The sequence below is a fragment of the Pantoea sp. AS142 genome (assembly GCF_037152305.1).
In the GTDB taxonomy this organism is placed as follows: Bacteria; Pseudomonadota; Gammaproteobacteria; order Enterobacterales; family Enterobacteriaceae; genus Pantoea.
The window spans coordinates 18673-42004 of sequence record NZ_JBBCMO010000011.1 but is presented as its reverse complement, the minus strand read 5'-3'; the positions used below and the strand labels follow the sequence as shown (position 1 = coordinate 42004).

Here is a 23332-nt window from a genome sequence, read left to right as displayed (position 1 = left end):
ATACGAGAAATCGTTGCTGCTGCAAGCGTCTGAAAGCAAAATTTTTCGCTTTCAGCGCGTTTGCTGATTAAACCATCAACCTGGTGATTTCATGCGCACCCGTCGCCGGTTAAAGCTGCAAAAAATGTTCGCGGTAGTAAGCCAGCTCCGCCACGGACTCACGGATATCATCCAGAGCCTGGTGCGTGCCGCCTTTTTTGAAGCCAGGCAGGATCTCCGGTTTCCAGCGGCGAGCCAGCTCTTTCAAGGTACTGACATCCAGATAGCGATAGTGGAAGTACGCTTCCAGCTCCGGCATGTACTTAAACAGAAAGCGGCGATCCTGCCCAATGCTGTTGCCACAAATGGGCGAGGTGTTCGCCGGAACCCACTGCTTCAGGAACGCGATGGTTGCCACTTCTGCTGCACGATCGTCAATCTGACTTTCCTTCACCCGTGCAACCAGACCGCTGTTGGTGTGAGTGCGAACATTCCACTCATCCATCAGCGCCAGCTGCGCATCAGACTGATGAACGGCCATTACCGGCCCTTCCGCCAGAATGTTCAGGTTGGCGTCAGTCACCAGGGTCGCAATCTCAATAATGCGATCGTGCGTCGGATCAAGTCCGGTCATCTCAAGATCAATCCAGATCAGGTTCTGTTCATTTCCAGTAGCCATGCTGTTTCCTGCGGTTGCTGTAGTCGTCATTCACGATGAATAAGGTGTATCATAGACGTTTTGCCCAGCCGGGCGAAATCTGGCTAACGCTGTGAGGGTGAGTGAGTAAAAATAAACTGTCGAAGGGCCAACAACGCCGCGTAAGCGCGAACCACGATCGCCGTCTCAACCAGCGCAGAGAGCGTCCTGAAGCGGATGACAACCTGTTTGGTGAAGCTGCAGATGGAGTCGTTGTCAGTCGTTTTGGCATGCACGCTGATGTTGAGGATAGCGCAGGCGTCGCCCACCGCTGCAATATCCGTCGTACTATCCGTTCGCTGGTCACTGGCGACCGGGTGCTGTGGCGTCCGGCAACCAGCGGCGGCAAAGGTATTGTCGAAGCGGTGCATGAACGCCGCAGCGTATTAACCCGCCCCGATTTTTACGATGGCGTGAAGCCGATGGCGGCAAATATCGATCAGATCATCATCGTGTCAGCAATCCTGCCGGAATTGTCGCTGAACATCATCGATCGCTATCTGGTTGCCAGCGAAACGCTGGATATCGAACCATTGCTGGTACTGAATAAAACCGACCTGCTGGATGAAAAAGCGCGTACCTTTGTTGATCAGCAGATGGATATCTATCGCAATATTGGCTATCGCGTGGTGATGGTCTCCAGCCGGGCGAAAAACGGTCTGGCCGACCTGGAAGCGGCCTTAACTGACCGTGTCAGTATCTTTGCCGGTCAGTCTGGCGTCGGCAAGTCAAGTCTGCTGAATGCCCTACTCGGCTTCGACAAAGAAGAACAGGTCGCTATTCTGACCAACGACGTGTCGGATGGCTCAGGCTTAGGCCAGCACACCACCACCGCATCACGCCTTTATCATTTCCCGCACGGCGGTGATGTGATCGATTCACCCGGCGTGCGTGAGTTCGGTTTATGGCATCTTGAGCCGGAACAAATTACCCGCGGTTTTGTCGAATTCCGCGCATTCCTTGGCGATTGCAAATTCCGCGATTGCAAACACGGCAGCGATCCCGGCTGTGCAATTCGTGAAGCGGTCGAACAGGGAAAAATCCACGCCTCCCGTTTCGATAACTACCACCGCATCCTGGAGAGCATGGCGCAGGTAAAAACGCGTAAAAATTTCCCTGATGGTGAAAGTTAATCGGTACATGCGTCATAAAGGATAAGCCGGTGCATTTTGCGAAGTGCATTCCGATCATGCGTCCGGACCGTGCAGCCTGCCGAAAATCGGGTATAGTCGCCATCTGAATGGGGCGCTTCTACCATCCGCTCCCCTTTTTTACAACGTTATAAAATAGCCAGGAGGCTAAGGTGTTTGATCGTTTGAAACTCGGCTTGAATCATATTCTCCCGAAGAAATGGCTGACTGAACTTGCCGGTTGGGGCGCCAGTCGCCGCGGTGGTTGGTTGACCAAACTGGTCATTGACATCTTCGTCTGGTTTTACAAAGTCGATATGGCGGAAGCGCGCAAGCCCGATACCGCAAGCTATCGCACGTTTAATGACTTTTTTGTTCGTCCGCTGAAAGATGATGCACGCCCGGTGGATGCAGACGCTAATCTCATCGCCCTGCCCGCGGATGGTGCTATCAGCCAGCTCGGCCACATTGATGGCGATCAGATTTTCCAGGCTAAAGGTCATCACTACACTATCGATGCACTACTGGCGGGTGATGAGCGGATGGCGGCCCGGTTTGTTGATGGCGAGTTCGTCACGACCTATCTGGCACCTCGTGATTATCACCGCGTACACATGCCGTGTAACGGCATCCTGCGTGAGATGATTTATGTGCCGGGCGACCTCTACTCAGTAAACCCGCTGACCGCGCGTAATATTCCCAACCTGTTCGCCCGTAACGAACGCGTCATCTGCTACTTCGAAACCGATATCGGGCCGATGGTGCAGATCCTGGTCGGTGCCACCATTGTCGGCAGTATCGAAACCGTTTGGGCTGGCACCATCACGCCACCGCGTGAAGGCGTGATCAAACGCTGGCACTATCCGGCAGCGGATGATGAAGGTGCCGTGGTACTGCTGAAAGGACAGGAAATGGGTCGCTTTAAACTCGGCTCTACCGTCATCAACCTGTTCGCACCTGGCCGCGTCAAACTGGCTGAAAGCCTGGAAGCAGAAAGCAAAACCCGTCTGGGTCAACCGCTGGCGATTGCACTGCCGGTCGCGACAGACATTTCCGACGTCATCGTCGACTAAATTGAGTGTTCTTTGTGCGTTCGATTCTCCTCCTGCTGCTGAGCCTGTGGCTTAGCAGCCCGGCCTTCGCGGCCAGCCTCCCTGACACCGACCAGCTCAAACAGCAGCTGGAAGAGATAAAATCGGCCAAAAACTCACCGGCGCAGTCGGAACAGATTCAGACGATTAAAGCCGCCTTAAACTTTCTCTCTGAACGCGATGAATCGCTGGATCGCGCAGCGCAATATCAGCAGGTTATTGATGATTTTCCGCGTCTGGCGCGCGAACTGCGTCAGCAGATTGCCGCGCTGAGTGACAGCGGTAAAATCGTGCGCAATCACATGAGCAGCGCCGAGCTGGATCAGGAGATCCTGCAGGTCAGTAGCCAGCTGCTGGAAGAGGGGCGTCAGGCGCGGCAGGAGCAGGATCGGGCACGGGAAATCAGTGATTCGTTGTCGCAACTACCGCAGCAGCAGACCGAAGCGCGTCGGGCGATGACGGAAAGTGAACGTCGGCTGCAGGGCGTCAGCAGTAGTTCGTCACAGAGCCCGCTGCAACTGGCGGCTCGCCAGGCGGAAAGCGCCGCGAATAAAGCGCGCGTTGATGAACTTGAACTGGCGCAGCTCTCCGCCAATAACCGTCAGGAACTCGCGCGGATGCGGGCTGAAGCCCACCAGCGTAAAGCGACTCAGCTCGATAACTACCTGCAGGCACTGCGTAACAAGCTCAACGATCAACGGCAACGTGAAGCGGAAGTCGCACTGGCTCGCACCGAGCAACTGGCGGAAAACAGTGGCGATCTGCCTCCGGCGATCAGCGATCAGTTTCGGGTTAACCGCGAACTCTCTGTTGCCCTGAATCAGCAGGCGCAGCGCATGGATCTGGTGGCATCGCAACAGCGGCTGGCCACCAACCAGATTATTCAGGTCCGTCAGGCGCTCTCTACCCTGCGGGAACAGTCGCAGTGGCTGGGTGCCTCTAACCTGCTGGGTGAAGCGCTACGGGCGCAGGTCGCACGTCTGCCGGAGATGCCTAAGTCCCAGCAGATTGATAATGAGATGGCACAGCTTCGCGTGCAGCGTCTCTATTATGAAGATCTGCTGGAACGCCAGGAGACCCTGCCTAAGGGACGTCAAGCCGATGGTCAGGTCTTCAACGCCGAACAGAAACGTATTCTTGATGCACAGCTACGCACCCAGCGTGAGTTGCTCAATTCTCTGATCTCCGGCTGTGACACGCTGATTCTGGAGATCACCAAGCTGAAGGTCGGTAACACCCAGTTGCAGGACGCGCTGACGGAAGTCAAAGATGCGACGCACCGCTATCTGTTCTGGACCGCCGATGTCAGTCCGGTCGGTCTGAGTTATCCGCTGGATCTGGCCAAAGATCTTTCCCGCCTGCTGTCGCTGGATACGCTGGGTCAGCTCGGCAAAGCGATGGCGATGATGTTAACCAGCCGTAACTCGGTGCTGCCGATTGTTGGTGCGCTGCTGCTGGTTGGCTTCAGCATCAGCTCGCGTTGCCACTTCAACGCTTTCCTTGAACGTTCAGCGAGCAAAGTCGGCAAAGTCACCCAGGATCGTTTTCGCCTGACCATCCGTGCCGTATTCTGGTCGATTCTGGTGGCGCTGCCGCTGCCGGTATTATGGGGGACGCTGGGTTATGGTCTGCAGAATGCCTGGCCCTATCCTATCGCCGTGGCGATTGGCGATGGCATTACCGCCACGCTGCCGCTGCTGTGGGCATTTATGATCAGCGCTGCCTTTGCCCGCCCCAACGGCCTGTTCATTGTGCATTTTCGCTGGCCGCAAAACCGGGTGGCGCGCGCCATGCGCTATTACTCGCTGAGCATCGGTCTGATTGTGCCGTTGATTATGTTGCTTATCACCTTCGGTAATCTGGAAGATCGGCAGTTCTCCTCCTCGCTGGGCCGTCTCTGTTTCATCCTGATCTGTGGGGCAATCAGTATTGTTACCCTGAGCCTGAAACGCGCGGGCATCCCGCTCTATCTCGATAAAGAGGGGAATGGCGAGAACATGCTGAACCGTATGCTGTGGAATCTGATGATCGCCATGCCGCTGATGGCAGCCCTCGCCTCCGCCGTGGGTTATCTGGCTACCGCGCAGGCGCTGCTGGCGCGTCTGGAAACCTCGGTCGCCATCTGGTTCCTGCTACTGGTTATCTATCACATTATCAGGCGCTGGATGCTGATTCAGCGGCGCCGTCTTGGCTTCGATCGCGCCCGTCAGCGCCGTGCCGATATGCTGGCTAACCGCGCGCGCAGCGAAGAAGAGAAAGAACAAAGCGCATTGATGACCGATGCGATTGAGATTGAAGAGCCTGTTATCGATCTTGACGCAATCAGTACGCAGTCGCTGCGGCTCGTGCGCTCGATCCTGACACTCATTGCGTTGGTTTCGTTAATTGTGCTCTGGTCTGAAATCCACTCCGCCTTTGGCTTCCTGGAGAATATTCAGCTATGGGATGTCAGTACGTCCATTCAGGGGGGCGAATCGATCGAGCCGATTACCCTGGGTGCGGTGCTAATCGCCATTCTGGTGTTTATTATCACCACACAGTTGGTGCGTAACATGCCTGCGCTACTTGAGTTGGCGCTATTGCAGCACCTCAATCTGACGCCGGGTACAGGCTACGCCATCACCACGCTGACCAAATATCTGCTGCTGCTGATTGGGGGGGTGATAGGTTTCTCAATGATGGGTATCGAGTGGTCGAAGCTGCAGTGGCTGGTCGCCGCACTGGGCCTGGGGCTGGGTTTCGGGATGCAGGAGATTTTTGCCAACTTTATCTCAGGTCTGATTATTCTGTTCGAAAAACCGATTCGCATCGGCGATACCGTGACCATACGCGATCTCACGGGCAGCATTACCCGCATCAATACCCGCGCCACCACAATCACCGACTGGGACCGAAAAGAAATTATCGTGCCCAACAAGACCTTTATTACCGAACAGTTTATTAACTGGTCTTTGTCCGATTCTGTGACGCGCGTGGTGCTCACCATCCCGGCCCCGGCCAAAGTCAGCAGCGAACAGGTGACAACCATTTTGATACAGGCGGCTGAACGCTGTAGTTATGTTCTGGATACGCCGCAACCGGAAGCTTTCCTGGTCGATTTGCAGCAGGGGATTCAATTGTTTGAACTCCGGGTTCATGCCGCTGAGATGGGACACCGTATGCCACTGCGTCATGAGCTGCATCAGTTGATTCTGAGCGGATTTGATCAGCACGGTATTGAAATGCCGTTCCCGCCGTTCCAGATGCGCATGGAGACGCTGGGTAAGAAACTGCCAGCCAGCAACGGTGCGCCTGCTGCACGCGCTTATAAATCTGGCGGCTTGTAATGCAAAACGCCCGGCTAAGCCGGGCGTTTTCAGTCTGAGACGACAGTCACTGCTTAACGAATTCTTCACCCAGGGCGATATCTTTCTTCAGCGTATCGAGCATACCTGACAGCGCCTGCTGTTCGTAAGCGCTGAGTGTGCCAATCTGCTTGCGTTCCGCTATACCGTTTTTACCCAGTAGCAACGGCTGTGAGAAAAAGCGAGCATGTTCGCCCTCGCCTTCCACGTAAGCACACTCCACCACATTAGCCTCACCATTCAATGCCCGCACCAGTGACAACCCGAAACGCGCAGCAGCCTGACCCATCGACAGCGTGGCCGACCCGCCACCCGCTTTGGCTTCCACCACTTCGGTACCGGCATTCTGAATACGTTTAGTCAAATCAGCTACTTCCTGATCGCTGAAACTGATGCCTTTGACCTGTGACAACAGCGGCAGAATGGTCACGCCAGAGTGACCGCCAATCACCGGCACTTCAACCTGATCAGGCTGCTTGCCTTTCAGCGCGGCCACAAAGGTATTGGCGCGGATGATATCCAGCGTGGTCACGCCAAACAGACGGTTTTTGTCGTAGACGCCATGCTTTTTCAGTACTTCCGCCGCGATGGCAACCGTTGTATTGACGGGGTTGGTGATGATACCGATCAACGCTTTAGGTGCCGTCGTCGCAACCTGATCAATCAAGTTACGGACGATGCCAGCATTAACATTGAAAAGATCAGCGCGATCCATACCGGGCTTGCGAGCGACGCCTGCGGAAATCAGTACAACATCGGCGCCCTGTAAGGCAGGCGTCGCGTCTTCTCCACTAAATCCCTTGATAGTCACTGCAGTAGGAATATGGCTGAGATCAACGGCAACACCAGGGGTTACCGGCGCAATGTCATACAGTGAGAGTTCTGAACCTGCGTGAAGCTGGGTTTTGAGCAGAAGTGCGAGCGCCTGGCCTATGCCGCCAGCGGCACCGAGAACGGCAACTTTCATTCTTAACTCCTTATTAAGGTGGGGCAGAGATGGGCCGAAATTCTATCTGTGTCAGACCTTAATCAACTGCTCAGGCGATGATAAATATCCGCTGTTAATTCTACGTGTTTTCACACTTAATCTCCGGATTCAAAAGTTACTTATCATTGCGCCTGAATGACCGACAACTTTGCCGTCGTCAGACAGAGAACGGCTGCGTGCGTTTTCTGTTATTACACCACCAATAATATAACAACTTTGCAACCTTCGCCTTCCGTGGCTGTGACGGGCGTTTTGGTCTGAGCGGATTTATTTGCTATTATCCCCGCCCGCAGCCGCCCGAACCCTGCTCACCAACCGACCGATTGCATAAAAATGCATTTAAATGCATAATCACCACTCTGCCGCGGGCGGATGCGCGGTTATTCTCTCTATTTATTGGTAACCTATGCGAAACCCATCAAAACAAGACGATCTGATCAAGGCTTTCAAGGCCTTATTAAAAGAAGAAAAATTCAGCTCCCAGGGCGAAATTGTTCAGGCGCTTCAGGATGAAGGCTTTGAAAATATCAATCAGTCCAAGGTCTCGCGGATGCTAACTAAGTTTGGCGCGGTGCGCACCCGTAATGCCAAGATGGAAATGGTTTATTGCCTGCCCGCCGAGCTGGGTGTGCCGACGACGACCAGCCCGCTAAAAAACCTGGTTCTGGATATCGACTACAACGACGCGCTGGTGGTGATTCATACCAGTCCGGGTGCTGCTCAGCTGATTGCACGTCTGCTGGATTCGCTGGGTAAGTCGGAAGGGATTCTTGGCACTATTGCCGGCGATGACACGATCTTTATTACCCGTGCGCGCGATTTCACGGTCAAACAGCTGCACGGAGCGATTCTCAACCTGTTTGAACAGGAACTCTGATCGCTCACTGACGGCCAGCAATCATTGCTTCAGGTCGTCAGTTCGATCTCTCTCTGACGCGCAGGCTTTTTACTCTTCAATACGTTATAACCCCACCTTCGAGAACTTTGTTAAACTTTGTTATTAGTCAGATATCTTACTCCCCTTCACTTCCTGCACTATTTTACGCTGCTTTACATTCCTGAATCGGTACCTTTGCCCGGATCCAGATCAAATTCCAGCCCGATCCCCACTGACTTTCGCACTAAACGTTAAAGTGATCTATCTCACTGTTTTAACAATTAAAAGCGGCTTAAAGGCTATTTTTTACCCGTTTTTTATAACGTTAAGTTATTAAAAGTAGCCATAAGGATAAAGAATCACGAAAAAACATTATTAGCGGGGTATTAATTTCTACCGTTATTAGTTCTATACTTATTTTCGTGATGCGAATCACACTAAATAAAAAGATAAAAATAGACGACGAGGAAATATCTATGAACGTAGAAACTACCATCGCTACCCTGAGCATTCTCTCTGCACTTTCATTTGGTGCTGTTGCAGCAGAATCTATCAATGCTTCACAGGCGCAGGATCTGCAGGCCGTTGGCACCATCAGTGTCAGCGGCGTATCCGGTTCACCGATGGATATTAAACAGAAACTCAGCGACAAAGCCGACCAGCAGGGCGCAAAAGCCTATCGCGTGATTGAGGCTTACAACAACGGCAATTATCACGCTACCGCTGCACTGTATAACTAAGGCGTAACCCATAATGCCCTCGGCTCTCTGTCTGACGCGCCCTTTTGTGCTCCAGAGAGCTGAAGCAAAAAATTCAGGAGAGTTGACCATGAAAATGAAATTAGCGATTGCCGCTCTTAGTCTGGCATCCCTGTTCTCAGTAGGTGCTAACGCCGCCAGCCTGGTTTCCAGTGAACAGGCCCAGGGCCTGCAGCCAATGAATCAGACCATCAGCATGGGTGGACGAAATGGCGACCAGACGCATATCCGTCAGATGCTGTCAGAAAAAGCGGATGCCCAGGGCGCCAGCCATTATCGCATTATCGAAAACAACCAGGATAATACCTGGCACGTGACCGCTGAGCTTTATAAATAATTAACCGTGCCGACGCCTGATGGCGTTGGAAAATATCGACGACCCGCATCTACGATTAACCGCAGGTTGTTGAATGTATTGAGGAGACGAACATGAATATCAAAACAACCATCGCTACAGTCAGCCTGCTTTCCGTAATGGCGTTTGGCGCATCTGCCGCACAGCTGGTAAACGGAGATCAGACGCAGAACCTGCAGCCTGCGGGTACCGTGACTATCAGTGGAACCGCGGGATCGCCAATGGATTACCGCGCTGAGCTTTCTCAGAAAGCAGATGCACAGGGTGCAAGCGCCTATAAAGTTATTGAGGCGCGCACCGGTGATAACTATCACATCACCGCACAGCTTTATAAGTAATTCCTCGTCAGAGTTATGACGAACCCTTTGGCCCCGCTCACCGGGGCCTTTTTTCATCCGACGTTAAAGTGAAGCTCTCCTTCCAGCTCCTCTTCCGCTTCATCAAATAGCAGAATCAGCGCACCATAACGCCGTCGCTGTCCCCTGCCCAGATTGACAAATTCAATCTCCAGCGGCATCGGTAACAGATCGCCCGTCACCACATCCCATAACCCATCCAGATCGCAGATGCGGCGCTCCTCCAGCGCAAATCGCTCGCTGAACTGGCGGAAGAAATGGGCCTGATCGACAATTTCATTAAAATCAAAACGCTCGATTTTCATGCTGACGGCTCCCATGCTCCGTCTGCGGGCGACCTTTGCCGCCCGTTTCTTTCTGCTAGCTCAAACCGCCCAGGTGCAGCGCTTTGACCTCCAGATACTCATCCATGCCCAGTACTGAACCTTCGCGGCCCAGACCCGACTCTTTCACACCACCAAACGGTGCCAGCTCGGTTGAAACGGCACATTCGTTAATGCCAATCATGCCACTTTCCAGCGCGGCTGAGACGCGGAATACCCGTTGCAGATTCTGAGTGTAAAAGTAAGCGGCGAGGCCGAATGGCGTATCGTTGGCACGGCGGATGACGTCATCTTCATCATCAAAGCGGAAACAGGCAGCCACCGGACCAAAGGTCTCCTCCTGCGCGAGCTGCATGTCTTCGTGAGCCTCAGTAATGACAGTGGGCTGCCAAAAGTTGCCGCCCAGCGCATGTCGCTCACCACCCGCAAGTAATTTGCCGCCTTTTGCTACTGCGTCATTAACATGCTGCTCAACCTTTTCAACCGCAGATGCTTCAATCAATGGTCCGACGATCACGCCCTCTTCCATGCCGTTGCCAACTTTAAGCTTGTTCACTTCGGCGGCCAGTTGCCGGGTAAACTCATCATAGATGGCGTTGTGAATGTAGAAACGATTCACACTAACGCATACCTGGCCCGCATTACGGAATTTGTTGGCAATAGCCCCTTGCACGGCGGCATTAATATCAGCATCGTCAAACACGATATACGGGGCGTTACCCCCCAGCTCCATCGACACTTTTTTCATGGTTTCGGCGGCATTGCGCATCAGCAACTTGCCCACCTGCGTAGAACCGGTGAACGAAATTTTACGCACCGCTTTGCTGGCCATGATCGCATCGCTGATGGCATGGGTATCCCCTGCCACCGCATTGAGTACGCCATCCGGCACACCCGCCTGCTTTGCCAGCGCCAGCAGGGCAAAGGCAGAGAGTGGCGTGTTATTGGCGGGTTTAATGATACCGGTACAGCCCGCCGCCAGGGCTGGCCCCAGTTTGCGGGTTAGCATCGCCATCGGGAAATTCCACGGCGTGATGGCGGCAACAACACCTATCGGTTCGCGGGTTGCCAGAATACGGGAACCGGGTTTAGCGGGCGGAATGATCTCACCGTTGGTTCGTTTCGCCTGCTCGGCGAACCACTGAATAAAACTGGCGGCGTACTCAACCTCCCCTTCCGCCTCTTTCAGAGGCTTGCCCTGTTCGGTCGTCATTAACTGTCCCAGCCAGCGCTTGTTCTCAATAATCAGCTGGTACCAGCGAGTGAGAATTTCAGCGCGCGCTTTTGCGGTTTGCGCCCGCCAGGCGGGAAAAGCGCGCTCCGCCGCAGCGATCGCCTGTTCTGTTTCAACCTTGCCTGCTTTTGCCACCTGTGCAATCACCTCACCGGTCGCCGGATTGGTCACGTCAAAGGTAGAGGCCGCCTGGTGCCATTGACCGTCCGTCAGATAGCCGGTCCGGAACAATTCGCTCTCTTGCAGTGATTTCATTTATTCGCTCCTGTCAGTTTTGCTCTTCCGTCTGGAGAGTATAGTTGGCAAAAGCGACAGATTTTGTGATGGGCTGAGATTGCACTGGCCGCTGCAGATCACAGCGGCCAGATTCAGATTTGGATGAGCGTGTTCTGGTATTTATCCAGCATCATAGCCAGTCGTTTTACCGGTTCCGTTACGCTGGCGGGCGCCTCGTAATGGGCCAGTTTTTCCTGATAAACATCCAGTTCTTTCAGCAGACGTTCAAAATAGTAACGCCGCTTGTCGTCACTGCTGGCGGAGATCACCCGGTCAGCGGTGTTTCGCAGTTGTCGGTGATAAGCAGAGAGATCCGCGTTAACCGGCACTTCTGCATCGCGTAACCGCTGATGACCGATAATCAGCGTCAGGGCGATGCGATATTTGTTGATATCACCAGGAAACAGGTTCAGCAGCAGAAATAGTTGCTGATAGAGCGCCGGCAGATGATTTTCACGCCGGCGTGCCTGATTGGTGGTCATTGCTGACACGGCCGCATACATAAAGCGGTTCAACAGTTTGCGGCCGGTGCGCGCTTTTGATTTATCACGTATTAACAGGATCACCATCATCGCCACAAAACAGCCGATAACCTGCCCGAGCACGTTGTCGAGGAAAACGTTAATCTGGAATTGCATCGGATTATCAAGAACCAGCACGTTGAGGGTTCCGATCAATGCACCTAATGTGCCGAGCTGACGCCGCTGAATGAAGATGCCACCAATAAAGCCCAACAGGCCAATTGCGATACAGAGCAGCAGTGCGCTCTGCTGGGTAGCGGGGAGAACATACATAAAGTAGAGTGCACCCAGCGGAACTGCGACCGTCATGCCGTAGAGAAAATCTTTTGCCATCATCAGTGGATTAGGCATACGCATTGCCAGTGCGGTAATTACCGCCAGCATCACCATACAGCCGCTGCCTGACGTCCAGCCGGTATAGAGCCAGAACAGTGAGCCCAGCGCGGTCGCAACAAAGGTACGGATACCATTGATCATCGCATGATGTGTTTCAGCGGAACGCGCCTGAATCACCACTTCGCGCTGTAGAACTTCCTCTTCCAGCGAGGTGATTCGGCTGTTGCTTTTAATACCGTTGAGCAGTAACAGATATTCGGTGGCAGCACCTACCCAGCTGGCCAGTGTGACCGGCGTAGATTTGCCACTGGCACGAGTTACCCGCCGCATCACTTTCATTCGCTTATGCACCTCTTCGACCGTCGAGGCCGGTTTTTCAACCATCAAACGATACTGTGGCGGAATGTAGTCAGGACGAGAATTCTGGATGAGGAAGGTTTCGGCTGCCTGAGTAATCAGCGTCAACGACAGGGTATTCAGCATCTGCAAGCGGCGGTTACTGTTCTTCCAGCGTGACGACTCCATCATCAGCTGGCTGCGCATGCTGTTCAGGGCCGTGGTACGCCGTACCAGCGCACTCCAGGTTTTATCGACCTCTTCTTTATCACCATGTGCGACGCAGAGTTGGAGCAGGTGATAGTGTGCCACCAGCAGCGAATCGACTTCAGCGTCGATCACTTTTTTTATCGAGCGCGGCGAGAAGATCATGTCAGCCAGAATGGCACACAGAATGCCGAGTACGATTTCACTGCAGCGCTCCACCGCATATTGTGGCACCAGCGTCAGACCGCCGCTGGCGTTGGCCGTTACCACAATAATCAGCGCGGTGTAGCCAGCCAGTCCCAGTGCGTAGGAGTTTTCAACCTTGATCAGCGAAGAGAGCCAGACGCAGAGTCCTGCCCAGATGCAGCACAGCAGCAGCATCACGACCGGCGCACGAACGGTGGCGATCATGATGGTCAGCGCGGCGATACAGCCAATAAATGTCCCGATAATACGCAAGACGCCGCGATAGCGCAGCGCCCCGGAATAGGGGTCACCCCCTGCCGCAAACGCTGTGCCGCCCGCCACGATACCGGCAGTCATCACCGCCCAGCGCGGCGTTTCAAGATTAAAGTGAAAGCCAACCATCAATGCCAGCACCAGCGCAAAGGTAAGCTTTACCGGGAAACGCAGGAACTCGATCATATCGCCCTCTTAACCAAACTCACGCAGGCGATTAAACAGTCGGATCATGGGTGAAACCTGTTCAGGCTGGCGATCGGCCTGGCCGGTAATCACCACGGTTGCCGTCGTCCCCGCCGGGAAGCGATTTCCGGGCTGCTGATCAAGCCGGATGCGCACCGGTACACGCTGCGCCAGACGGACCCACTCCAGATTGGAATCCACTGTTGCCATGCCTTTGCTGTCGACCGAGCTGCTGCTGTTGGTGACGCCAGCCGCCACACTGTCAACCGTACCACGCAACACAATGTTGCTGCCGAGCGGGGTAACTTCCGCGCGGAAGCCCTTCTCCACACCGTGCAGTTTGGTCTCCTCCAGGTAAGCCAGTACATAGAAAGAGTGTTGCTGAACCAGCGCCACCGCCACAGAACCACGGGTAATAAATTCACCCTGATAGACGTTGAGGTTAGTGACCCAGCCATCAGACGGCGCTTTCACAGTGGTGCGCTCAAGATCGATCTGCGCCAGATCGCGTGTCGCCACCGATTTCGCCAACTGATGCTCACTGGTTTGCAGATCGTTGTTGGATTGCTCGATCGCCTCACGCGACATCGCGGAGGTGCCAAGCTGGTTACGTCGTCCGGCTTCGCGACGTTTCTCACTCACCAGCGCCTGATAATATTCAACATCCGCCTGTGCCTGATCGCGCGCTTTCTGATAGCGCGGCCGGTCAACCACAAACAGCGTATCACCCTTCTTCACCAGTTGGTTGTCGTGTACCGGAACCTCAGTAATCAGGCCGGTGACGTCAGGCGAAATCGCCACCACGTCAGCCGCAAAACGCGCATCACGCGTCCAGGGGGATTCGGTATAGAACACCCAGGCGCGGAAGATGATAATCACTGCGATAATGACCAGCAGGACAGTAATCGCGTAGCGCGCGATTTTTCTTATGAGTGCTTTCACTTAAACCTCAGACTAATAAACGGGAGACAAGGTAAAACACACAGCAGTAAAGCGCTGTATTAAAAAGTGCCGGATGCCAGACAAGATCATAAATACCGCTCGGCGTCAGCACGCGTTTCACTAACCAGAACAGCATCAGTGAAAGAATAAGTTCAATGAAAATAGGCGGAAAAGAGAGCCCAAACATGACAAATACCGGAAGCACACTCATCAGAAATCCTTAGTTCAACCTTGCCGGGACACTCCTTTGCCTGTTCAGATGTCGCAGGAAAACACTCTGTCAGCGCTATCTAAACCGCAGCTGGCTTAATAATAGCGTATCATCGGAGGGCATCAGGCAATGAAGAATCACCGGGAGATACCCCGGCGCGCTTATAATAACGCGCCTGACTATAAGTTTTCTACAGAATGTGATCTAAATCACTTTTAAGTCAGAGTAAATAATGGAACGACTGAAAGGTATGTCTGTCTTCGCCAAAGTGGTCGAACTGGGTTCGTTTACCGCTGCGGCACGTCAGCTTCATCTGAGCGTCTCATCAATCAGCCAGATTGTCGCGAAACTTGAAGATGCATTGCAGGTGAAGCTGCTGAATCGCAGCACCCGCAGTATCGGGCTAACCGAAGCGGGCAAAATCTATTATCAGGGCTGCCGCCGTATGCTGGCAGAAGCGACGCAGGTTCATGAACAGCTTTACGCTTTTAACAATACGCCCATTGGCGTACTGCGAATTGGCAGCTCCTCAACTATGGCGCAGAACGTCTTGGCCGGTATGACCAGCGATATGCTGCGGGAATATCCAGGGCTGAGTGTGAATCTGGTCACCGGCGTTCCAGCACCGGACCTGATTGCTGATGGTCTGGACCTGGTGATCCGGGTGGGTGCCTTAAAAGATTCAAGCCTGTTTTCACGTCGTCTTGGCGCAATGCCAATGGTGGTGTGCGCCGCAAAAAGCTATCTTTCGCAGCATGGCACACCGGAAAAACCGGGCGACATCGATAATTTTTCCTGGCTGGAATATAGCGTACGGCCCGACAACAATTTTGAACTGATTGCGCCGGAAGGATTAGTAACCCGCCTGGCACCGCAGGGGCGTTTTGTGACCAATGATTCCCTGACGTTGATCCGCTGGCTGAAGTCGGGCAACGGCATCGCCTATGTGCCGATGATGTGGGTGATTGATGAGATCACCTCAGGCGAGATCGATATTCTATTTCCGCAATATCAGTCCGATCCGCGGCCGGTCTATGCGCTGTATACCGAGAAGGATAAGTTGCCGCTCAAGGTGCAGGTCTGTATCGATTATCTGACCGGTTATTTTGAGCAAGTAGCAGAACAGTATCAGCAGCATCGTAAAAGCTAACAACCCGCCAGGCGGCGGGTTGTTGAGGTCAAATCAGGCAGTGCCCCCGATGGTCAGTTTATCCAGCTTAAGGGTTGGCTGGCCCACACCGACCGGCAGGCTCTGGCCCTCTTTACCGCAGACGCCCACGCCTTTATCCAGCGCCAGGTCATTACCCACCATCGAGATCTGCTGCATCGCTTCAATGCCGGAGCCAATCAGCGTTGCGCCTTTGACCGGTTTGGTGATTTTACCGTTCTCAATCAGATAAGCCTCTGAGGTTGAGAAGACAAATTTGCCGGAGGTGATATCCACCTGACCGCCACCAAAATTCGGCGCGTAGAGACCATATTCAACGCTTTCAATAATATCCTGCGGCGATGACTTACCTGCCAGCATATAAGTATTGGTCATGCGCGGCATCGGCAGATGCGCGTAGGATTCACGACGTCCGTTACCGGTTGGGCTGACACCCATCAGGCGCGCATTCAGCTTGTCCTGCATGTAGCCTTTCAGCACACCATTCTCAATCAGCATGTTGTACTGACCAGGGACGCCTTCATCATCCACCGCCAGTGAACCGCGTAGCCCTTCAAGGGTGCCGTCATCCACCACCGTACAGAGTTCAGACGCGACCTGCTGACCGATTTTACCGCTGAACACTGAGGTGCCACGGCGATTGAAATCGCCTTCCAGTCCATGGCCAACCGCTTCATGCAGCAGCACACCTGGCCAGCCCGCACCCAGCACCACCGGCAATGCACCGGCAGGTGCCGCCACAGCAGAGAGATTAACCAGCGCCATGCGTACCGCTTCACGCGCCCAGGCATCAGCGCGAACTTCGCCATTTTCATCCGCCAGAAAAAACGCATAGCCGGTACGCGCACCGCCGCCGCTGGCACCACGTTCACGCTTGCCCTGATCTTCAACCTGAACGCTGATAGAGAGGCGAACCAGTGGACGGACATCTGCCGCCAGCGTACCGTCAGTAGCGGCCACCAGAACCTGCTCGTAAACCCCGGTCAGGCTGGCATTAACTTCCTGCACACGCGAATCAGTTGCACGGGCGACTTTATCAACGCGATGGAGCAGGGCAATTTTGTCTTCACGCGTCAGGCTGCTCAGCGGATCGACCGCCGAATAGAGTGAACGGTTCATCACAGCAGAAAGTGTGTGTGCCTTGCCATTTCCCTGTTCGCGCACGATGCTGCGTGCCGCTTCAGAGGAGAGACGCAGCGCGTTCAGCGTAATCTGGTCTGCATAAGCGAAACCGGTTTTTTCACCACTGACCGCGCGCACGCCCACACCCTGATCAATATGGTATGAGCCATCTTTAATGATTTTGTCTTCCAGCACCCAGGATTCGTGAAAGCTGGACTGAAAATAGAGGTCGGCATAATCCAGACGACGTTCTGAAAGCTGCCCTAACAGGGAAAATAGGTCCTGCTGATTAATGCCGTTAGCAGTCAGTAACTGCTCACTTACCAGGTTCAGAGTCATCGTTTCTCACTCATTATGTGCTCAGATAATCATAGCCTGCGGTAATTCCGGTACGGCGTCAAATTCACTTGTTGTCTGTTTCACGCGGTTTACGCAGCACTTCATTGATTTCCGGTTTATCCAGCGGGCCACTGATGTGATAACGCAGTAGCGATATTCTGTTCCATAAGGGTGCCAGAACTTTACTGGCGGCGAAAACCGCCGCGCCGATTACCGGATTGATGGCAAAGGCTGTCGCCACACCAACCGATGCGGATATCTCCGGGGCAACCACTGCTTCCATATCGATTTGACGTTTTACCAGGTCGAGATTGCCTTGCATGGCGATGTCTGCTTCCAGCCCATCCACCAGCAGGTTATCGGTGCGCATTACGCCATTTTCGATCCAGGCCGTGCCGTTAATCGAGTCGAAATAGAATGAATTGGTAAAGGTGTCGCTGAAGTCTAAGCGCAGCTTGCGTAGTAGCGCATCAAAGCTCACCAGCCGCAGGATTTTTCCGGCGGTGCCGGTGTTTACATCCGCAATCTGGCCTTTACCAAAGTGGGTTTTAAGGGTGCCGCTCAGCGTCTCTGCGGAGGGCTGCCAGGGCGCAGAGCGCCAGTGCAGGTCGTAAGCAATATTAAATGGCGCATCGCGCAGCGGGGTATTGACGCCAAACCAGTTAGTCGCGTTATTAATATTCGGCCCTTTCAGCGTGCCCTTCAGCGAGGTGCGCTGGTCAGTCGGGCGGTTAACCCACTCACCGTTGATTCTCAGCTGCGAACTGCCGGTATCCACCTTACCGTTAGTAAGCGCTAACGTTTCTCCCTTGGGTTGCAGCATCGCTGATACCTGACCATATTTCTGACCCAGCACCCAGCACTCTTTGCAGCGCAATTGTAAGGCAGGCCAACGACTGAAATTAATGGTAGTGGCTTGCTGAGTGGGCGCTTTGCCACCTTTAGCTACATCGTTATCCCACTGCGGATTGTAATAAAGGTAATCCAGGTTCACCTGCCACGGCGCTTTCGGCGCCATTGCCAGCACACCACGCAGCTCCTTCGCATTGACGCTGACCTGACCCTTGCCGCCCGCACTCTGTGCCAGTGTCGCGTCAACCTCATGCCATTCCTGTCCGGCCAGCGTAACAGCCGGGCTGCGAAGAGTAATATTACCAGGCAGCGTGACACCATCCGTCTGGAAATTGCCGGTGCCTGGTTCGGACGCCCCCGCAGAACCTCCGCCTGCCATCATAGCTACCCAGGCTTCGCCATCCAGCGCAGGCAGGTTCAACACCATTCCGGCATGATCGGGCAGAGCAGGCGTTTTCTGGGCATCATTCAGCCAGATGCCACGGTCCACGCGCAGCGTCGGTTCCAGCAACCAACGGCTGTTAAAACGATGGTTTGCATTGACGCTGCCACTAAGCTCGAAATGGTGCAGGTCGCCACTGGCCTGGATAGCGATCGGCATCGCCTCACCTGCTTTCTTATCGAGTGGTGCAGGTAAGTGACTACTTACTTCTTTCGCATTACCGTTCAGCGCGACGTCATAATGCGCCCCGCCATGATGAGGCAGCGTAATGTTAACGTCGCCCTGCCAGGGAAGATGGCCGCCGACTTGCTTGCTGACGGCGGCAGGAACCTGGCTGATTTTAGCAGGTTGCCAGTCGCCCTGAAGTTTTACGTTGACGCCAAAATCGTCCGGATTCTCTCTGGTGCTGAAACGGACGCCCATCGGCTGACCAAACCAGTTCGCCCGCAGATCCTCACTGGCCAGATTGCCGTTGTCGTAACGGAAGCGGCCTGAGAGGTTGTTAATAGTGGTTTTTAGCGGCTTGATAAACAGCGAATTATTGTTCAGATCGACATTGCCACGGGCGTGTACCTGCTCACCATCCAGCGGAATATCCAGATTCAGGTGACCGCCGACGCGGCCTTTAATTTCCAGCTGCTCCAGCGCGGCACCCAGTGAAGGTTTCAGCGGCGTCTGCCCGAAATAGTCAGCGATCTGCTGGCCTTCTCCACTGATGTCTCCATCAATGATCAGTTTTTCTTTCAGATAATCAGGGATTACCGCACTGACGTTGCGCGCTTCCACCTCGCCCAGTCTGGCCATCGGCGCATTCATCCACAGACCGTCATTCAGGAAGTTAAGATCGATATCGAGATTGCTGATTACCGGCCATTTGGGCTGAAACGCATACGTCGCCTGACGAAGCGGCACCCATACCTGGAACATGCCATCGTTGTGCTTGAAGGGGAACAGCGCCGGGTTACCGGCAAACAGCAAGGTGGCGTTATCCACCTTGCCACCCTTCACTGCCCCACTCAGATAGTGTGTGAGTCCGTTACCCATCAGCGGCACCGGGAAGTAGCGCCAGGCATCGCCCGCATCGGTAAGCCGGATACCGGCCAGAATATCCAGACGTGGCTCACCGCCGCTGTTCTGCTGATAGCTGAAGTCGCCGCGTGCCCGGAGCGAGCGCGCCTGCAGATCAAGATTTTCACCCGCCAGCGTCAGACCATGTTCATCACGCAGCCAACGCAGCGCACCGGTTATCCGTTTGATCTCTAACGGTGCCTGGAACATGTCACCATAGGGGACGGTCGCCGCCCCCATATCCACACTAACCTGACCATTACTCAGGCTGCCACGTGCTTCACCGTTTAAATGGCTGATACCTGGCAACAGTTTCCAGTGCTGCCAGCTGAAATCACGCCATTTCACCTGTAGGCGGCTTTTTTCAGGCTGCTGCAACGGGATATCCAGCGCCAGGCCATCGATAGTGCCCTGTGGCTGCAGCGTCTGCCAGTTTTCAAACAGTGCTGGAGAGAGCGGCGCAAACAGCGGAATGATCGGCGCAATATGACTCAGCAACAGTTGTGTGGCGCGAACCCGCACTTCCGGCTGACCATCCGGCCCCATCATCTGCTTATCTTCAGGACGCCATAACAGGGAGAAGTGACCCGCGGGCCAGGACTGGCCATCGGTGCTGAGCCGGGTCTGCGGCACATTGACCACCCAGCCATTCTGGAAGCGTGAAAGATGCGCGGTCAGCCCATCGACCTCAATCCGGTGTCGTCCGGTCTCGCCCTGCCAGCTGGCTCCGCCCTGACGCAACAGCAGATCACCGGCGTAGATATCGCCATCGCGCAGGTTAACCCATGCCGCCAGGCTAAATCGGGCGCTGTCCAGCCGGGTATTGTCGCGCACCCAACGGCCTAGCCACGGACGCATATCGACGTCGTCGGCCTGCATCCAGATGCGGCCATCATTAAGTAAACCGTTGCTGTCGTTAAGATCGAGCCGTACCTGTACCACGCCGTGCTGGCCAGTAAAGCTGGACAGACTGACTTCGCCTTCTGCCCGGTGGCGGTTATCTTTATTGACCCAGGTCAGTCGAGGGATCGCCAGCTCAGCATGCTGGCCGGAAGGAGTGCGGAAACGAATGGTGCTGTCACGCAGGTCAAAGTGGTCAAACTGGCGCAGGAAGAGTTCGTTAATTTGCGCCGGACGGAAGCTGTTTTTCTCTTTGTCATTGTCTAGCAGTGGACGATTACTGTCGAGATGCAGCTGCCAGAAAGTCAGATCGCGGAACTGCCAGCGCCAGCGCAACAGCGATTGCCAGACGTCGAGCGCCAGATTGATGCGTTTGATGGTGAGTTTGCCGTTCTCATGCAAATCGACGCTGAGATCATGAACCTGCAAGGTTGGGCCGAAATTCTCCCATTTGCCTTGTAACTGGCTGGCGTTGACCGGCACGCCAGTATTGTCGGCGATGAATTGCAGAAGGTTGCTGCGATAGCTGTCGAGATGCGGCATCACCAGACGCAATCCGCTGACCAGCAGCGCGACAATCACGATGATTGCCGCGACCAGCAGTAACAAAATCCTCGGCAACTGCCTCACTCACGCCTCTCCTTGTGTTCCGCAAACGACGGATAGTTGGTTCTCATACCCGACCGTCTTCAGATAAAAACGTTAAAAAACGCGCATTTTATCTCAAACAAGGGCGATTTTTCATCCCGCCATCCGAAGAAACCGGTAACCGGGCTGGCGTTACATCATCACCACGTCGAACTGCTCCTGAGTGTAAAGCGCTTCGACATGAACTTTAACCTGCTTACCGACAAAAATTTCAACTTCAGCCAGTGCATGCGACTCATCGATTTTTAACGCCTCACCTACCGCCGGTGAAACATAGACCAGAAAACGATCAGAATCATAGGCGTGGTGAACCCGGACAATCTCACGCATGATTTCATAGCAAACCGTTTCAACGGTTTTCAGCGTGCCGCGCCCTTTGCAGACCGGACAATTCTGGCACAAAACATGTTCAATACTTTCACGGGTGCGCTTACGCGTCATCTCAACCAAACCCAGCGCCGAGAAACCATTAATACCGGTTTTAACCCGATCTTTACTGAGCGCGCTCTCCAGCGAATGCAGTACCCGGCGCCGATGGTCTTCATTGCTCATATCGATAAAGTCGATAATGATGATGCCACCAAGATTACGCAGTCGCAGCTGACGCGCGATTGCCTGAGTGGCTTCAACATTGGTATTAAAGATCGTCTCATCCAGGTTGCGATGGCCGACAAACGCACCGGTGTTGATATCGATGGTAGTCATCGCTTCGGTCTGGTCGATTATCAGGTATCCGCCTGACTTTAGTTCAACTTTGCGATCCAGCGAACGCTGAATCTCATTTTCGACGTCAAACAGATCGAAAATAGGCTGTTTGCCGTTGTAAAGCTCCAGCTTACCGGCCATTTCCGGGATATATTCACCGGTAAATTCCACCAGCATGTCGCAGGTCAGACGGGAGTCCACCCGGATGCGATCCAGCGCTGCGCCCGCAAAATCTCGCAGAATACGCTGAGCCAGGGCCAGCTCTCCATAGAGCAGGCAGCGGGTTTGATTACGTTTTTTACGCTCACTGACTTTGGTCCAGAGACGCTTCAGAAAAGCGGCGTCCTGCGCCAGCTCCTCATCCCCGATGCCTTCTGCGGCGGTACGGATAATGAAGCCGCCCAGATCGTCGCAGTAGTCAGCCACTACCGCTTTAAGCCTGTCTCGCTCTTTCTCACTCTCAATACGCTGAGAGACACCCACATGCGATGCGCCCGGCATAAAGACCAGGTAACGTGACGGCAGAGTGATGTCAGTGGTCAGTCGGGCTCCTTTAGTGCCAAGCGGATCCTTTACAACCTGAACGACCAGATCCTGTCCCTGACGCACCAGTTCGGCAATATCCCGCACGATAAAGTTTTTCTTTTCATCGCCCGCCACACATTCGGTATGCGGCATGATGTCAGAGGCGTGCAAAAAGGCCGCTTTTTCCAGACCGATATCGACAAAGGCGGCCTGCATGCCAGGCAGAACACGGCTTACACGGCCTTTATAAATATTGCCAACAATACCGCGCCGCGCTTCACGCTCAATATGTATTTCCTGAAGGATGCCGCCGTCGATATAGGCAACACGCGTTTCCGAAGGCGTGACGTTAACCAGTAATTCAGCCGTCATGTTGACTCCTTACGGCACGCAGTGACTGGAAATGGCTGATCAACTCCCCTGTCTCAACCAAAGGTAATCCCACCACCGCATGGTAGCTTCCATTAATTTTGCGGACAAAGTTTCCTCCCCTGCCCTGAATACCGTATGCACCCGCTTTATCCATTGGCTCGCCGGTAGCGATATAGTCGTCGATGTCGGTCGCGGTTAAGGTGCGAAATGTCACATCAGTGGTCACAACGCAATCCAGTGCCTGCTGGCTGTCAGCCAGGGCCACCGCCGTCATCACCTGATGCGTATGACCTGAGAGTTTGCGCAGCATCGCGTGGGCATCGGCGGCATCGCGCGGTTTTTCCAGCACTTCACCATTCAACACCACAATCGTATCCGCACCCAGCACCGGCAGATCCTGCGCAGCCCGTTTTACACCCGCCTGCGCTTTGTCATTGGCCAGACGGCGGACATAGACCTCCGCCGCTTCATTCGGCTGACGCTGCTCTTCAACGTCAGTCACGATGCGCTCGAATGTCAGGCCAAGTTGAGTTAACAGCTCACGACGACGCGGTGAACCGGAAGCAAGATAGAGGGTTAGCATAA

The 23332-nt window shown here is 54.2% G+C and carries 19 protein-coding genes; 8 read left to right on the top strand and 11 right to left on the bottom strand.

Going from position 1 to position 23332, the window contains the following annotated elements; all coding sequences use genetic code 11:
- Positions 1-109 precede the first annotated feature (109 nt).
- Entirely contained in the window at positions 110-658 is a 549-nt protein-coding gene (gene orn / locus WFO64_RS18340; protein WP_337013481.1) for an oligoribonuclease, read from the bottom strand.
- Between the two features lie 101 nt (positions 659-759).
- Between orn and rsgA the strand changes: the two genes are divergently transcribed.
- The 3 genes from rsgA to mscM all read left to right on the top strand — a co-directional run bounded on the left by rsgA (position 760) and on the right by mscM (position 6223).
- Positions 760-1809, top strand: a complete 1050-nt coding sequence (gene rsgA, locus WFO64_RS18335; RefSeq protein ID WP_337013480.1) for a small ribosomal subunit biogenesis GTPase RsgA — start codon at positions 760-762, stop codon at positions 1807-1809.
- A 170-nt stretch (positions 1810-1979) separates the two neighbouring features.
- Positions 1980-2879: an archaetidylserine decarboxylase gene (gene asd, locus WFO64_RS18330; RefSeq protein ID WP_337013479.1), complete on the top strand. Its 900-nt coding sequence runs from the start codon at positions 1980-1982 to the stop codon at positions 2877-2879.
- A gap of 14 nt (positions 2880-2893) precedes the next feature.
- A complete protein-coding gene (mscM, locus tag WFO64_RS18325) occupies positions 2894-6223 on the top strand; it encodes a miniconductance mechanosensitive channel MscM (RefSeq protein WP_337013478.1) in 3330 nt (1109 codons plus the stop codon).
- Between the two features lie 46 nt (positions 6224-6269).
- On the opposite strand, the gene mdh is transcribed toward mscM, so the two are convergent.
- The gene (mdh, locus tag WFO64_RS18320; RefSeq protein WP_337013477.1) at positions 6270-7208 is read right to left on the bottom strand and encodes a malate dehydrogenase; all 939 of its coding nucleotides are present in this window, start codon (positions 7206-7208) and stop codon (positions 6270-6272) included.
- Positions 7209-7635: 427 nt separating this feature from the next.
- On the opposite strand from mdh, the gene argR reads away from it, so the two are divergent.
- The 4 genes from argR to yhcN (WFO64_RS18300) all read left to right on the top strand — a co-directional run bounded on the left by argR (position 7636) and on the right by yhcN (WFO64_RS18300) (position 9557).
- Entirely contained in the window at positions 7636-8106 is a 471-nt protein-coding gene (gene argR, locus WFO64_RS18315) for a transcriptional regulator ArgR (protein WP_031375110.1), read from the top strand.
- Positions 8107-8582: 476 nt separating this feature from the next.
- Positions 8583-8846 carry a peroxide/acid stress response protein YhcN gene (gene yhcN, locus WFO64_RS18310; RefSeq protein ID WP_337013476.1) on the top strand — a complete coding sequence of 88 codons (264 nt, stop codon included), beginning with the start codon at positions 8583-8585 and terminating at the stop codon, positions 8844-8846.
- A gap of 88 nt (positions 8847-8934) precedes the next feature.
- A complete protein-coding gene (locus WFO64_RS18305; protein ID WP_337013475.1) occupies positions 8935-9201 on the top strand; it encodes a YdgH/BhsA/McbA-like domain containing protein in 267 nt (88 codons plus the stop codon).
- A 92-nt stretch (positions 9202-9293) separates the two neighbouring features.
- The gene (yhcN, locus tag WFO64_RS18300; RefSeq protein WP_337013474.1) at positions 9294-9557 is read left to right on the top strand and encodes a peroxide/acid stress response protein YhcN; all 264 of its coding nucleotides are present in this window, start codon (positions 9294-9296) and stop codon (positions 9555-9557) included.
- Between the two features lie 53 nt (positions 9558-9610).
- Here the strand turns inward: yhcN (WFO64_RS18300) and WFO64_RS18295 are convergent, their stop codons facing one another.
- The 5 genes from WFO64_RS18295 to aaeX form a co-directional block, all read right to left on the bottom strand.
- Complete coding sequence (locus tag WFO64_RS18295) at positions 9611-9880, bottom strand: barstar family protein (protein WP_337013473.1); 270 nt, start codon at positions 9878-9880, stop codon at positions 9611-9613.
- 55 nt (positions 9881-9935) lie between these two features.
- Positions 9936-11387, bottom strand: a complete 1452-nt coding sequence (locus WFO64_RS18290) for an NAD-dependent succinate-semialdehyde dehydrogenase (protein ID WP_337013472.1) — start codon at positions 11385-11387, stop codon at positions 9936-9938.
- 113 nt (positions 11388-11500) lie between these two features.
- A complete protein-coding gene (gene aaeB, locus WFO64_RS18285; protein WP_337013471.1) occupies positions 11501-13453 on the bottom strand; it encodes a p-hydroxybenzoic acid efflux pump subunit AaeB in 1953 nt (650 codons plus the stop codon).
- Positions 13454-13462: 9 nt separating this feature from the next.
- Positions 13463-14395: a p-hydroxybenzoic acid efflux pump subunit AaeA gene (aaeA, locus tag WFO64_RS18280; RefSeq protein ID WP_337013470.1), complete on the bottom strand. Its 933-nt coding sequence runs from the start codon at positions 14393-14395 to the stop codon at positions 13463-13465.
- A gap of 7 nt (positions 14396-14402) precedes the next feature.
- A complete protein-coding gene (gene aaeX / locus WFO64_RS18275; protein ID WP_337013469.1) occupies positions 14403-14606 on the bottom strand; it encodes a p-hydroxybenzoic acid efflux pump operon protein AaeX in 204 nt (67 codons plus the stop codon).
- Between the two features lie 232 nt (positions 14607-14838).
- On the opposite strand from aaeX, the gene aaeR reads away from it, so the two are divergent.
- On the top strand, positions 14839-15756 hold the full coding sequence (aaeR, locus tag WFO64_RS18270; RefSeq protein ID WP_337013468.1) for an HTH-type transcriptional activator AaeR: 918 nt from the start codon (positions 14839-14841) through the stop codon (positions 15754-15756).
- A 33-nt stretch (positions 15757-15789) separates the two neighbouring features.
- On the opposite strand, the gene tldD is transcribed toward aaeR, so the two are convergent.
- The 4 genes from tldD to WFO64_RS18250 form a co-directional block, all read right to left on the bottom strand.
- Positions 15790-17235: a metalloprotease TldD gene (tldD, locus tag WFO64_RS18265; RefSeq protein ID WP_337013467.1), complete on the bottom strand. Its 1446-nt coding sequence runs from the start codon at positions 17233-17235 to the stop codon at positions 15790-15792.
- A 64-nt stretch (positions 17236-17299) separates the two neighbouring features.
- Entirely contained in the window at positions 17300-21127 is a 3828-nt protein-coding gene (gene yhdP / locus WFO64_RS18260) for an AsmA2 domain-containing protein YhdP (RefSeq protein ID WP_337013466.1), read from the bottom strand.
- 150 nt (positions 21128-21277) lie between these two features.
- Complete coding sequence (gene rng / locus WFO64_RS18255; RefSeq protein ID WP_337013465.1) at positions 21278-22747, bottom strand: ribonuclease G; 1470 nt, start codon at positions 22745-22747, stop codon at positions 21278-21280.
- Positions 22737-23330 (bottom strand): Maf family protein, encoded by a 594-nt coding sequence (locus WFO64_RS18250; RefSeq protein ID WP_337013464.1) that lies wholly within the window; start codon positions 23328-23330, stop codon positions 22737-22739. Before WFO64_RS18250 ends, rng begins: the two co-directional genes overlap by 11 nt.
- Positions 23331-23332: the final 2 nt, after the last annotated feature.

Bases quoted from the DNA above. Each gene is read 5' to 3' on its own strand.
- WFO64_RS18295 (WP_337013473.1), bottom strand. From the start codon at position 9,880: ATGAAAATCGAGCGTTTTGATTTTAATGAAATTGTCGATCAGGCCCAT.
- WFO64_RS18250 (WP_337013464.1), bottom strand. From the start codon at position 23,330: ATGCTAACCCTCTATCTTGCTTCCGGTTCACCGCGTCGTCGTGAGCTG.
- WFO64_RS18290 (WP_337013472.1), bottom strand. From the start codon at position 11,387: ATGAAATCACTGCAAGAGAGCGAATTGTTCCGGACCGGCTATCTGACG.
- yhcN (WP_337013474.1), top strand. From the start codon at position 9,294: ATGAATATCAAAACAACCATCGCTACAGTCAGCCTGCTTTCCGTAATG.
- aaeX (WP_337013469.1), bottom strand. From the start codon at position 14,606: ATGAGTGTGCTTCCGGTATTTGTCATGTTTGGGCTCTCTTTTCCGCCT.
- yhcN (WP_337013476.1), top strand. From the start codon at position 8,583: ATGAACGTAGAAACTACCATCGCTACCCTGAGCATTCTCTCTGCACTT.
- tldD (WP_337013467.1), bottom strand. From the start codon at position 17,235: ATGACTCTGAACCTGGTAAGTGAGCAGTTACTGACTGCTAACGGCATT.
- rng (WP_337013465.1), bottom strand. From the start codon at position 22,747: ATGACGGCTGAATTACTGGTTAACGTCACGCCTTCGGAAACGCGTGTT.
- aaeB (WP_337013471.1), bottom strand. From the start codon at position 13,453: ATGATCGAGTTCCTGCGTTTCCCGGTAAAGCTTACCTTTGCGCTGGTG.
- orn (WP_337013481.1), bottom strand. From the start codon at position 658: ATGGCTACTGGAAATGAACAGAACCTGATCTGGATTGATCTTGAGATG.
- WFO64_RS18305 (WP_337013475.1), top strand. From the start codon at position 8,935: ATGAAAATGAAATTAGCGATTGCCGCTCTTAGTCTGGCATCCCTGTTC.
- mdh (WP_337013477.1), bottom strand. From the start codon at position 7,208: ATGAAAGTTGCCGTTCTCGGTGCCGCTGGCGGCATAGGCCAGGCGCTC.
- argR (WP_031375110.1), top strand. From the start codon at position 7,636: ATGCGAAACCCATCAAAACAAGACGATCTGATCAAGGCTTTCAAGGCC.
- aaeR (WP_337013468.1), top strand. From the start codon at position 14,839: ATGGAACGACTGAAAGGTATGTCTGTCTTCGCCAAAGTGGTCGAACTG.